20 protein-coding genes are annotated in these 9,352 nt (G+C 62.2%); all 20 read left to right on the top strand.

Annotation, left to right across the window (positions count from 1 at the left end):
• Nucleotides 1–48 precede the first annotated feature (48 nt).
• The 20 genes from rplC (at nucleotide 49) to rplO (ending at nucleotide 9,306) form a co-directional block, all read left to right on the top strand.
• Nucleotides 49–771: a 50S ribosomal protein L3 gene (gene rplC / locus LVY71_RS15185; RefSeq protein WP_235100689.1), complete on the top strand. Its 723-nt coding sequence runs from the start codon at nucleotides 49–51 to the stop codon at nucleotides 769–771.
• Nucleotides 771–1,391 carry a 50S ribosomal protein L4 gene (gene rplD / locus LVY71_RS15180; RefSeq protein ID WP_235100688.1) on the top strand — a complete coding sequence of 207 codons (621 nt, stop codon included), beginning with the start codon at nucleotides 771–773 and terminating at the stop codon, nucleotides 1,389–1,391. Before rplC ends, rplD begins: the two co-directional genes overlap by 1 nt.
• On the top strand, nucleotides 1,388–1,687 hold the full coding sequence (locus LVY71_RS15175) for a 50S ribosomal protein L23 (protein ID WP_235100687.1): 300 nt from the start codon (nucleotides 1,388–1,390) through the stop codon (nucleotides 1,685–1,687). Before rplD ends, LVY71_RS15175 begins: the two co-directional genes overlap by 4 nt.
• A gap of 11 nt (nucleotides 1,688–1,698) precedes the next feature.
• Complete coding sequence (gene rplB, locus LVY71_RS15170) at nucleotides 1,699–2,532, top strand: 50S ribosomal protein L2 (RefSeq protein WP_235100686.1); 834 nt, start codon at nucleotides 1,699–1,701, stop codon at nucleotides 2,530–2,532.
• Nucleotides 2,533–2,544: 12 nt separating this feature from the next.
• A complete protein-coding gene (rpsS, locus tag LVY71_RS15165) occupies nucleotides 2,545–2,820 on the top strand; it encodes a 30S ribosomal protein S19 (RefSeq protein WP_002712297.1) in 276 nt (91 codons plus the stop codon).
• Nucleotides 2,821–2,838: 18 nt separating this feature from the next.
• Nucleotides 2,839–3,225, top strand: coding sequence for a 50S ribosomal protein L22 (rplV, locus tag LVY71_RS15160; protein ID WP_046826831.1), 387 nt, complete (start codon nucleotides 2,839–2,841; stop codon nucleotides 3,223–3,225).
• Nucleotides 3,226–3,242: 17 nt separating this feature from the next.
• Nucleotides 3,243–3,941 (top strand): 30S ribosomal protein S3, encoded by a 699-nt coding sequence (rpsC, locus tag LVY71_RS15155; RefSeq protein ID WP_235100685.1) that lies wholly within the window; start codon nucleotides 3,243–3,245, stop codon nucleotides 3,939–3,941.
• A gap of 33 nt (nucleotides 3,942–3,974) precedes the next feature.
• Complete coding sequence (gene rplP, locus LVY71_RS15150; protein WP_235100684.1) at nucleotides 3,975–4,388, top strand: 50S ribosomal protein L16; 414 nt, start codon at nucleotides 3,975–3,977, stop codon at nucleotides 4,386–4,388.
• Nucleotides 4,389–4,398: 10 nt separating this feature from the next.
• Nucleotides 4,399–4,614 (top strand): 50S ribosomal protein L29, encoded by a 216-nt coding sequence (rpmC, locus tag LVY71_RS15145; protein WP_235100683.1) that lies wholly within the window; start codon nucleotides 4,399–4,401, stop codon nucleotides 4,612–4,614.
• A 10-nt stretch (nucleotides 4,615–4,624) separates the two neighbouring features.
• Nucleotides 4,625–4,870 carry a 30S ribosomal protein S17 gene (rpsQ, locus tag LVY71_RS15140; protein ID WP_235100682.1) on the top strand — a complete coding sequence of 82 codons (246 nt, stop codon included), beginning with the start codon at nucleotides 4,625–4,627 and terminating at the stop codon, nucleotides 4,868–4,870.
• A 39-nt stretch (nucleotides 4,871–4,909) separates the two neighbouring features.
• Nucleotides 4,910–5,278 (top strand): 50S ribosomal protein L14, encoded by a 369-nt coding sequence (gene rplN / locus LVY71_RS15135; RefSeq protein ID WP_006611848.1) that lies wholly within the window; start codon nucleotides 4,910–4,912, stop codon nucleotides 5,276–5,278.
• On the top strand, nucleotides 5,278–5,592 hold the full coding sequence (gene rplX, locus LVY71_RS15130) for a 50S ribosomal protein L24 (RefSeq protein WP_235100681.1): 315 nt from the start codon (nucleotides 5,278–5,280) through the stop codon (nucleotides 5,590–5,592). Before rplN ends, rplX begins: the two co-directional genes overlap by 1 nt.
• Nucleotides 5,585–6,142, top strand: coding sequence for a 50S ribosomal protein L5 (rplE, locus tag LVY71_RS15125; RefSeq protein ID WP_235100680.1), 558 nt, complete (start codon nucleotides 5,585–5,587; stop codon nucleotides 6,140–6,142). Before rplX ends, rplE begins: the two co-directional genes overlap by 8 nt.
• 47 nt (nucleotides 6,143–6,189) lie before the next feature.
• Nucleotides 6,190–6,495 (top strand): 30S ribosomal protein S14, encoded by a 306-nt coding sequence (gene rpsN / locus LVY71_RS15120; protein WP_235100679.1) that lies wholly within the window; start codon nucleotides 6,190–6,192, stop codon nucleotides 6,493–6,495.
• 11 nt (nucleotides 6,496–6,506) lie between these two features.
• A complete protein-coding gene (gene rpsH, locus LVY71_RS15115) occupies nucleotides 6,507–6,905 on the top strand; it encodes a 30S ribosomal protein S8 (protein WP_235100678.1) in 399 nt (132 codons plus the stop codon).
• A 14-nt stretch (nucleotides 6,906–6,919) separates the two neighbouring features.
• Nucleotides 6,920–7,453, top strand: a complete 534-nt coding sequence (gene rplF / locus LVY71_RS15110; RefSeq protein ID WP_235100677.1) for a 50S ribosomal protein L6 — start codon at nucleotides 6,920–6,922, stop codon at nucleotides 7,451–7,453.
• An 11-nt stretch (nucleotides 7,454–7,464) separates the two neighbouring features.
• A complete protein-coding gene (gene rplR, locus LVY71_RS15105; protein WP_235100676.1) occupies nucleotides 7,465–7,827 on the top strand; it encodes a 50S ribosomal protein L18 in 363 nt (120 codons plus the stop codon).
• A gap of 50 nt (nucleotides 7,828–7,877) precedes the next feature.
• Complete coding sequence (gene rpsE, locus LVY71_RS15100; protein ID WP_235100675.1) at nucleotides 7,878–8,447, top strand: 30S ribosomal protein S5; 570 nt, start codon at nucleotides 7,878–7,880, stop codon at nucleotides 8,445–8,447.
• Nucleotides 8,448–8,474: 27 nt separating this feature from the next.
• Nucleotides 8,475–8,672: a 50S ribosomal protein L30 gene (gene rpmD, locus LVY71_RS15095; protein WP_235100674.1), complete on the top strand. Its 198-nt coding sequence runs from the start codon at nucleotides 8,475–8,477 to the stop codon at nucleotides 8,670–8,672.
• Between the two features lie 115 nt (nucleotides 8,673–8,787).
• Nucleotides 8,788–9,306: a 50S ribosomal protein L15 gene (gene rplO, locus LVY71_RS15090; RefSeq protein WP_235100673.1), complete on the top strand. Its 519-nt coding sequence runs from the start codon at nucleotides 8,788–8,790 to the stop codon at nucleotides 9,304–9,306.
• The last annotated feature ends 46 nt before the right edge of the window (nucleotides 9,307–9,352 follow it).

The raw sequence follows: 9,352 nt of genomic DNA, 5'->3' as shown, positions 1-9,352 counted from the left end.
AAGTAAATTGGTTAGTCCTTCGGGACAGAAAGAACAGGAAGCACGCCGATGCGCTCCGGAGTGATCGCACAAAAGGTCGGGATGACGCGGGTCTTTACGGAGACCGGTGAACATATCCCTGTGACCGTGCTCAAGTTGGGCAATTGCCAGGTTGTTGGCCATCGCACCACCGAGAAGAACGGCTATGTCGCGTTGCAGCTCGGTTCGGGCTCGCGCAAGACCGTCTATCTGCCCAAAGCCGAGCGCGGCCAGTTCGCCGTCGCCAAGGTTGAGCCGAAGCGGAAGGTCGCGGAATTCCGCGTCTCGGAAGATGCGCTGATCCCGGTCGGCGCTGAAATCCAGGCGGATCATTTTGTGGTCGGCCAGTTCGTCGACGTGACGGGCACCTCGGTCGGTAAGGGGTTCGCGGGCGGCATGAAGCGCTGGAATTTCGGCGGTTTGCGCGCCACCCACGGCGTCTCGGTCTCGCACCGTTCGATCGGTTCGACCGGTGGACGTCAGGATCCCGGCAAGACCTTCAAGAACAAGAAGATGCCTGGCCACATGGGCGTTGATCGCATCACCACGCTGAACCTGCGCGTCGTCCAGACGGACGTGGCGCGAGGTCTGCTGCTCATCGAAGGCGCCGTTCCCGGCTCCAAGGGCGGCTGGATCACCGTGCGCGATGCCGTGAAGAAAGCATTGCCGAAGGATGCGCCGAAGCCCGGCAAGTTCAAGCTGGCTGGCGACAATGCTGCGCCTGAAGCAGCACCGGCAGAGGAGGGCGCGTGATGGAATTGAAGGTCACAACCCTCGAAGGTAAAGCCGCAGGTTCGGTTCAGCTCTCGGACGAAATTTTCGGTCTGGAGCCGCGCAAGGATCTGATCCAGCGCGTCGTGAACTGGCAACTCGCCAAGCGTCAGGCCGGCACCCACAAGGCCAAGGGCCGCGCCGAAATCTGGCGCACCGGCAAGAAGATGTACAAGCAGAAGGGCACCGGTGGTGCGCGTCACGGTTCGGCTCGCGTTCCGCAGTTCCGCGGCGGTGGCCGTGCATTCGGTCCGGTCGTGCGCAGCCATGCCCATGATCTGCCGAAGAAGGTTCGTGCGCTCGGTCTGAAGCATGCCCTGTCGGCGAAGGCCAGGGACGGCGGTCTCATCGTGATCGAGAACGCCGACCTGAAGGACGCCAAGACCAAGGCTCTGATCGGCCACTTCTCGGGTCTCGAAATCACCAACGCGCTGATCATCGACGGTGCCGAGGTCAACACCGGGTTCGCAACCGCGGCCCGCAACATTCCGCACATCGACGTGCTGCCGATCCAGGGCATCAACGTCTATGACATTCTGCGCCGTCAGAAGCTGGTTCTGACCAAGGCGGCAGTGGATGCGTTGGAGGCGCGCTTCAAATGAGCACTCAGGACTCGCGCCACTACGACATCATCGTCGCTCCGGTCGTGACCGAAAAGGCGACCATCGCCTCCGAGCACAACAAGGTTGTGTTCAAGGTTGCGGCCAAGGCGACCAAGCCGCAGATCAAGGACGCGATTGAGAAGTTGTTCGACGTCAAGGTTAAGAACGTCAACACGCTGGTCCGCAAGGGCAAGACGAAAGTCTTCCGCGGCCAGTTCGGTTCTCAGTCGGACACCAAGCGCGCTGTCGTGACCCTCGAAGAAGGTCACCGCATCGACGTGACCACCGGGCTGTAAGGCGAACGACGATGGCATTGAAAACATTCAACCCCACGACTCCAGGCCAGCGCCAGCTGGTCTTGGTTGATCGTTCGGCGCTCTACAAGGGCAAGCCGGTCAAGGCGCTCACCGAGGGCAAGCACTCGAAGGGCGGTCGTGGCAACACGGGCCGTATCACCGTGCGCTTCCGCGGCGGCGGCCACAAGAAGGCCTACCGCATCGTCGACTTCAAGCGCACCAAGGTCGACGTTCCGGCCAAGGTCGAGCGGCTGGAATACGATCCGAACCGCAGCGCGTTTATCGCCCTGATCAAGTATGCCGATGGCGAGCAGGCCTATATCCTGGCGCCGCAGCGTCTGGCCGTGGGCGACACCGTTGTCGCCGGCAGCTACGTCGACGTGAAGCCGGGCAATGTCATGCCGCTCGGCAACATGCCGGTCGGCACCATCGTGCACAATGTTGAGCTCAAGATCGGGAAGGGCGGCCAGATCGCCCGTTCCGCCGGCACCTACGCCCAGATCGTCGGTCGCGACCATGACTTCGTCATCGTCCGTCTGAATTCGGGCGAACAGCGCCTGGTTCACGGCCGCTGCGTCGGCACCATCGGTGCGGTGTCGAACCCGGATCACATGAACACCTCGATCGGCAAGGCCGGTCGTACCCGCTGGATGGGCTGGCGTCCGCATAACCGCGGCGTCGTCATGAACCCGGTGGACCATCCGCACGGCGGCGGCGAAGGCCGCACCTCGGGCGGTCGTCACCCGGTTACGCCGTGGGGCAAGCCGACCAAGGGCAAGAAGACGCGGTCGAACAAGTCGACCAACAAGTTCATTCTCATCAGCCGCCACAAGCGGAAGAAGTAAGGATCGCCGGACATGGTTCGTTCAGTCTGGAAAGGCCCGTTCGTTGAAGGCTCTCTGCTCAAGAAGGCAGATGCCGCGCGTTCGTCCGGCCGTCACGACGTTATCAAGATCTGGAGCCGCCGCTCGACGATCCTCCCGCAGTTCGTGGGGCTCACCTTCGGCGTCTACAACGGTCAGAAGCATGTTCCGGTCGCGGTGAACGAGGAAATGGTCGGTCACAAGTTCGGCGAGTTCTCGCCGACGCGGACCTTCCACGGCCATTCGGGCGACAAGAAAGCCAAGAAGTAAGGGCTTGAGGACTTAGTCATGAGCAAACCAAAGCGCGAACGGGTTCTCCCGGAAAACGAAGCCAAGGCGGTAGCCCGCATGCTTCGCGTCAGCCCGCAGAAGCTGAACCTTGTTGCGCAGTTGATCCGCGGCAAGAAGGCATCGTCTGCGCTCGCCGACCTGCAGTTCTCGCGCAAGCGGATCGCCGGCGATGTGAAGAAGTGCTTGGAGTCCGCGATTGCGAACGCCGAGAACAACCATGACCTCGATGTCGACGCGCTTGTCGTCGCCGAGGCGCATGTCGGCAACGGCATCGTGATGAAGCGTTTCGCACCGCGCGGCCGTGGCCGTTCGGGTCGTGTTTTCAAACCGTTCTCGCAGCTGACGATCGTCGTTCGTCAGGTCGAGGCGGAGGCGAGCGCTTAACAGCGCAGGAGAGAACGATGGGTCAGAAGATCAATCCAATCGGGCTGCGTCTGGGCATTAACCGGACTTGGGATTCCCGTTGGTTCGCCGGCAAGAACGAGTATGCGAAGCTCCTCCACGAGGACATTCGCATCCGCGCCATGCTGATGAAGGAACTGAAGCAGGCGGCGGTCGCCCGCATCGTGATTGAGCGCCCGCACAAGAAGTGCCGCGTGTCGATCCACTCCGCCCGTCCGGGCGTCGTGATCGGCAAGAAGGGCGCCGACATCGACAAGCTGCGCAAGCAGGTTGCCGCGATCACCGACTCCGACGTCGTGATCAACATCATCGAAATCCGCAAGCCGGAGCTCGATGCGACCCTGGTCGCGGAATCGATCGCGCAGCAGCTTGAGCGCCGCGTCGCTTTCCGCCGCGCCATGAAGCGCGCCGTTCAGTCGGCGATGCGTCTCGGCGCCGAAGGCATCCGCATCAACTGCTCGGGTCGTCTGGGCGGCGCGGAAATCGCGCGCATGGAATGGTATCGTGAAGGCCGCGTGCCGCTACACACGCTGCGCGCCGACGTCGATTACGGTGTCGCCACGGCGTTCACGACGTTCGGCACCTGCGGCGTCAAGGTCTGGATCTTCAAGGGCGAAATCCTTGAGCACGATCCGATGGCCCAGGACAAGCGCATGGCCGAAGGCGACACGGGCCGTCCGCGTCGCGATGCAGCCTGATTGAAATTTGAAGAAGGTTTGAGGGCGTAAGCCATGATGCAACCAAAGAAGACAAAGTTCCGCAAGGCGCACAAGGGCCGTATCCACGGCGTCGCCTCGTCGGGCGCGACGTTGTCTTTCGGCCAGTTCGGCCTGAAGGCGATGGCGCCGGAGCGCATCACCGCGCGCCAGATTGAAGCCGCCCGCCGCGCGCTGACCCGCCACATGAAGCGTGCCGGCCGCGTCTGGATCCGCGTATTCCCGGACCTGCCGGTGTCGAAGAAGCCCGCCGAAGTGCGAATGGGCTCGGGCAAGGGCACGCCGGAATTGTGGGTTGCCCGCGTCAAGCCCGGCCGTCTCATTTTCGAGATCGACGGCGTGACCCAGCAGACCGCGAAGGAAGCGCTGACGCTCGCCGCCGCCAAACTTCCGATCAAGACGCGCTTCGTTGCGCGCATTGCGGAGTAAGGAAACGACCATGGCCGATTTGAAAGTCGAAGACATTCGCGCGATGAGCCCCGATCAGATGGAGGACACGATCCTCAATCTGAAGAAGGAGCGGTTCAACCTGCGCTTCCAGCGCGCCACCGGGCAGCTCGAGAACACCTCGCGCCTGCGTGAGGCTCGCCGCGATATCGCACGCATCAAGACTGTCGCTGCGCAGAAGCGCGCTGCCGACTCCAAGAAGAAGTAAGGGTAGACAGATGCCGAAGCGTACTCTCCAGGGCGTCGTCGTCAGCGACAAGCAGGACAAGACCGTTGTCGTGCGTGTCGACCGCCGCTTCACCCATCCGATCTACAAGAAGACGATCCGACGTTCGAAGAACTACCATGCGCACGACGAGAACAACCAGTTCAAGGCGGGCGACACGGTTCGAATTGAGGAAAGCAAACCACTCTCGAAGTTGAAGCGCTGGACGGTTGTTCAGGCCGAGACGAAAACAGCTTAAGCGCAACTTCGCGCATCAGAAAGAGGACGAGGTGCATCAATGATTCAGATGCAGACCAACCTCGACGTGGCCGATAATTCCGGCGCGCGCCGTGTCATGTGCATCAAGGTTCTTGGAGGTTCCAAGCGCCGCTATGCAACGGTGGGCGACATCATCGTCGTCTCGATCAAGGAAGCCATTCCGCGTGGAAAGGTGAAGAAGGGCGACGTCATGAAGGCCGTCGTCGTGCGCGTGCGGAAGGATATCCGCCGGGCCGACGGTTCCGTCATCCGTTTCGACCGTAACGCGGCTGTGTTGATCAACAACCAGTCCGAGCCGGTCGGCACCCGTATCTTCGGGCCGGTGCCGCGCGAGCTTCGCGCCAAGAACCACATGAAGATTATCTCGCTTGCGCCGGAGGTGCTGTAATGGCTGCCAAGATCCGCAAGGGTGACAAGGTCATCGTTCTGAACGGCCGCGACAAGGGCCGGACCGGCGAAGTGTTCGAGGTGCGTCCCACCGAGAGCAAGGCGCTGGTGCGTGGTGTCAATCTGGTTAAGCGTCACCAGAAGCAGACCCAGGCGCAAGAGGGCGGCATCATCTCGAAAGAGGCGCCGATCCACCTGTCGAACATCGCGATCGTCGGCAAGGACGGCAAGCCGACCCGCGTCGGCTTCAAGATTCAGAAAGATGGCACCAAGGTGCGCATTGCGAAGCGCTCGGGAGCAGAGATCGATGGCTGAGACCGCATACGTTCCGCGCCTGCGCGCGCAATTCGACAAAGAAATTCGCGGCAAGCTGGTTGAGCAGTTCGGTTACACGAACGCGATGCAGGTGCCGGCGCTCGACAAGGTCGTGCTCAACATGGGCATCGGCGAGGCCGTCAACGACCGCAAGAAGGTCGAACTGGCTGCCGCCGATCTCGCGCTGATCGCCGGCCAGAAGCCGATCGTTACGCATTCGCGCAAGGCGATCGCGACTTTCAAGCTGCGTGAAGGCCAGGCCATCGGCGCCAAGGTGACGCTGCGCAAGTCCAAGATGTACGACTTTGTCGACCGTCTTGTGAACATCGCGCTGCCTCGCGTTCGCGACTTCCGCGGCCTCAATCCGAAAAGCTTCGATGGCAAGGGCAACTACTCCCTCGGCCTCAAGGAGCATCTGGTGTTCCCGGAAATCGACTACGACAAGTCGGGCGAGACCTGGGGCATGGACATTACGATCTGCACCACTGCGGCCACCGATGACGAGGCGCGCGCGTTGCTGACCGCATTCAATTTTCCGTTCCGGCAGTGAGACACTGATTTAGCGTCTCAAACGCGGAAAGGTATGGAGACTACTCTATGGCGAAGAAGAGTTCTGTCGAAAAGAATAACCGGCGTCAGCGGATGACGAAGAACGCGGCTGCCAAGCGCGCTAAATTGAAGGCGATCATCGCCGACAAGAAAAAGCCGATGGAAGAGCGTTTCGCGGCGACGATCAAGCTCGCCGAGATGCCGCGCAATTCGTCGGCGACCCGCATCCGCAACCGCTGCGAGATCAGTGGCCGGTCGCGCTCGGTCTACCGCAAGCAGAAGATGAGCCGCATCGCGATCCGCGATTACGGTTCGAAGGGCCTGATTCCCGGCCTCGTCAAGTCAAGCTGGTAAGGGAGGTCGTCATGTCAACGCACGATCCGATCAGCGATCTCATCACCCGCATCCGCAACGCGCAGATGCGCAACAAGTCCAAGGTTTCGACCCCGGGCTCGAAGATGCGCGCCAACGTTCTCGAAGTGCTCAAGGCCGAGGGTTACATCCGCGGCTATGCGGCGGTCGAGCATGCCGGCGGCCACAACGAGCTTGAGATCGAGCTGAAGTATTTCGATGGCGAGCCGGTTATCCGCGAGATCGAGCGGGTGTCGAAGCCAGGGCGTCGCGTGTACGCCTCGGTGAAGAACCTGCCGCGCGTCAGGAACGGTCTCGGCATTTCGGTGCTGTCGACGCCGAAGGGAATCATGGCTGACCACGACGCGCGCGACGCGAACGTGGGCGGCGAAATTCTCTTCACGGTGTTCTGAGGAAGGGAAGAATTATGTCACGCGTAGGCAAAAAGCCCGTTCCGATCGTTTCCGGCGTCACCGCCAACATCGAAGGGCAGACCGTCAAGATGAAGGGGCCGAAAGGCGCGCTTCAGTTTGTCGTGCACGACGACGTTTCGGTTGAGCTGAAGGACGGCGCGATCCGCGTTGCGCCGCGTTTCGAGACCAAGCGCGCGCAGTCGCTCTATGGCACGGCGCGCGCCCAGATCGCGAACCTGGTCGAAGGCGTCACCAAGGGTTTCGAGAAGAAGCTCGAGATCACCGGCGTCGGCTATCGCGCCGCGCTGCAGGGCAAGAACCTGCAGCTCGCGCTCGGCTACAGCCACGACGTTCTCTATCCGATCCCGGAAGGCATCACGATCACGGTGCCGAAGCCGACGGAAATCACCATTGTCGGCAACGACAGCCAGCGCGTCGGCCAGGTTGCCGCCGAGATCCGCAGCTATCGTCCGCCGGAGCCTTACAAGGGCAAGGGCGTGAAGTACGCCGATGAATTTATCTTCCGCAAGGAAGGCAAGAAGAAGTAACGGAGCCGGTCATGTCGAAACTCAAGGTCACGAATGCCCGGCGCAAGCAGCGCGTACGTCTCGCGCTGCGCCGGACCGCGAACGGGCGTCCGCGCCTGTCGGTGTTCCGCTCGTCGAAGCACATCTACGCTCAGGTCATCGACGACCTGAAGGGCGAGACGCTCGCGTCCGCCTCATCGCTGGAGAAGGCGATGCGCGATACCGGCAAGACGGGCGCCGACATCGATGCGGCGAAGGCGGTCGGCAAGCTGCTCGCGGAGCGCGCTGTGAAGAACGGCGTCAAGGAAGTGGTTTTCGACCGTGGTGGCTATCTCTACCACGGCCGCGTCAAGGCGCTCGGCGAAGCCGCGCGTGAGAGCGGATTGAGCTTCTAAGTTTAACGAACACGAAGGTAGAGGCAGGCGCCTCTTGAGGATTGGATATCATGGCAGGTGAACGCGAACGCGGTGGCCAGCGGCGAGATCGGGAAGAGCGCGACAGCGAGTTTGTCGACAAGCTCGTCCACATCAACCGCGTGGCGAAGGTCGTCAAGGGCGGCAAGCGCTTCGGCTTTGCGGCTCTCGTCGTCATCGGCGATCAGAAGGGCCGGGTCGGTTTCGGCCACGGCAAGGCGCGCGAAGTGCCCGAGGCGATCCGCAAGGCGACCGAGTCGGCGAAGCGCAATCTGACGCGCGTTGCGCTCCGCGACGGCCGCACGCTGCATCACGACATCGCCGGCCGTCATGGCGCCGGACGCGTCTATCTGCGCGCAGCACCGGCCGGTACCGGCATCATCGCCGGCGGCCCGATGCGCGCCGTGTTCGAGACGCTCGGCATCCAGGACGTGGTGGCGAAGTCGATCGGTTCGTCGAATCCCTACAACATGGTTCGCGCAACCTTCGACGCGCTGAAGCATCAGGATTCGCCGCGTTCGGTTGCGGCTCGCCGCAACATCAAGGTGTCCACGTTGCAGTCCCGCCGCGTCGGCGGCGACGCGGAAGCTGTCGCGGAATAATTCACGCGCCGTTTTGGAGTTAAGACAATGGCCAAGGCCGCAACGAAAACCATCAAGGTCGAGCAGACCGGCAGCCCGATCCGCCGTCACAGCTCGCAGCGCGAGACCCTGATCGGTCTGCGTCTCAACAAGATCGGCCGTGTGTCCGAATTGCAGGATTCGCCCGCGGTTCGCGGCATGATCGCCAAGGTTCAGCACCTCGTCCGCGTCGTCGACGAGAAGTAAGTTCACGTCATCCTGAGGTGGCCGTCTTCGGCCCTCGAAGGATGACAACGCCGCCCTTCGAGGCTCGGGCTTTGCCCTCGCACCTCAGGACGACGAAGAAAGAGGGAAGAGAGACATGAAGCTCACCGAGATCGCCGACAATCCCGGCTCGCGCAAGAAGCGCATGCGGGTTGGCCGTGGCATTGGCTCCGGCAAGGGCAAGCAGGCAGGCCGCGGCGGCAAGGGCCAGACCGCGCGTTCCGGCGTGCGCATCAAGGGCTTTGAAGGCGGCCAGATGCCGCTGCATCGCCGTTTGCCGAAGCGCGGCTTCAACAACATTTTCCGGCTCGACCTGACGGAGGTCAATCTCGACCGTCTTCAGGAAGCCATCGACGCCAAGAAGCTCGACGCCAAGGCGACCGTGACCGCGGAAGTGCTGGTGAAGTCCGGCCTGCTGCGCCGCTCGAAGGACGGCGTGCGTCTGCTCGGCCGTGGCGAGATCAAGGCGAAGATCAACGTCGAAGTTCACGGCGCGACCAAGTCGGCAATCGAAGCGGTCGAAAAGGCCGGCGGTACGGTGAAGATCCTGGCACCGGCGAAGGATGCAGCCGCTCAGAAGGCTGCCGCCAAGAAGCCGAACAAGAAGGCCTCGTAAGGTTCGGCCGTTCCCGGTCTTGTGACGGGCATCCGCGATCCGGCTT

Source organism: Bradyrhizobium sp. G127, from assembly GCF_021502575.1.
GTDB lineage: Bacteria > Pseudomonadota > Alphaproteobacteria > Rhizobiales > Xanthobacteraceae > Afipia.
This window is presented reverse-complemented; position numbering and strand designations above follow the sequence as displayed.

Excerpts from the sequence above, each read along its gene's own strand:
- rplO (WP_235100673.1), top strand. The coding sequence starts at position 8,788 with ATGAAGCTCACCGAGATCGCCGACAATCCCGGCTCGCGCAAGAAGCGC.
- rpsQ (WP_235100682.1), top strand. The coding sequence starts at position 4,625 with ATGCCGAAGCGTACTCTCCAGGGCGTCGTCGTCAGCGACAAGCAGGAC.
- LVY71_RS15175 (WP_235100687.1), top strand. The coding sequence starts at position 1,388 with ATGAGCACTCAGGACTCGCGCCACTACGACATCATCGTCGCTCCGGTC.
- rplN (WP_006611848.1), top strand. The coding sequence starts at position 4,910 with ATGATTCAGATGCAGACCAACCTCGACGTGGCCGATAATTCCGGCGCG.
- rpsS (WP_002712297.1), top strand. The coding sequence starts at position 2,545 with ATGGTTCGTTCAGTCTGGAAAGGCCCGTTCGTTGAAGGCTCTCTGCTC.
- rpmC (WP_235100683.1), top strand. The coding sequence starts at position 4,399 with ATGGCCGATTTGAAAGTCGAAGACATTCGCGCGATGAGCCCCGATCAG.
- rplR (WP_235100676.1), top strand. The coding sequence starts at position 7,465 with ATGTCGAAACTCAAGGTCACGAATGCCCGGCGCAAGCAGCGCGTACGT.
- rplB (WP_235100686.1), top strand. The coding sequence starts at position 1,699 with ATGGCATTGAAAACATTCAACCCCACGACTCCAGGCCAGCGCCAGCTG.
- rpmD (WP_235100674.1), top strand. The coding sequence starts at position 8,475 with ATGGCCAAGGCCGCAACGAAAACCATCAAGGTCGAGCAGACCGGCAGC.
- rplE (WP_235100680.1), top strand. The coding sequence starts at position 5,585 with ATGGCTGAGACCGCATACGTTCCGCGCCTGCGCGCGCAATTCGACAAA.
- rplD (WP_235100688.1), top strand. The coding sequence starts at position 771 with ATGGAATTGAAGGTCACAACCCTCGAAGGTAAAGCCGCAGGTTCGGTT.
- rpsN (WP_235100679.1), top strand. The coding sequence starts at position 6,190 with ATGGCGAAGAAGAGTTCTGTCGAAAAGAATAACCGGCGTCAGCGGATG.
- rplF (WP_235100677.1), top strand. The coding sequence starts at position 6,920 with ATGTCACGCGTAGGCAAAAAGCCCGTTCCGATCGTTTCCGGCGTCACC.
- rpsE (WP_235100675.1), top strand. The coding sequence starts at position 7,878 with ATGGCAGGTGAACGCGAACGCGGTGGCCAGCGGCGAGATCGGGAAGAG.
- rplP (WP_235100684.1), top strand. The coding sequence starts at position 3,975 with ATGATGCAACCAAAGAAGACAAAGTTCCGCAAGGCGCACAAGGGCCGT.
- rpsH (WP_235100678.1), top strand. The coding sequence starts at position 6,507 with ATGTCAACGCACGATCCGATCAGCGATCTCATCACCCGCATCCGCAAC.
- rpsC (WP_235100685.1), top strand. The coding sequence starts at position 3,243 with ATGGGTCAGAAGATCAATCCAATCGGGCTGCGTCTGGGCATTAACCGG.
- rplX (WP_235100681.1), top strand. The coding sequence starts at position 5,278 with ATGGCTGCCAAGATCCGCAAGGGTGACAAGGTCATCGTTCTGAACGGC.
- rplV (WP_046826831.1), top strand. The coding sequence starts at position 2,839 with ATGAGCAAACCAAAGCGCGAACGGGTTCTCCCGGAAAACGAAGCCAAG.
- rplC (WP_235100689.1), top strand. The coding sequence starts at position 49 with ATGCGCTCCGGAGTGATCGCACAAAAGGTCGGGATGACGCGGGTCTTT.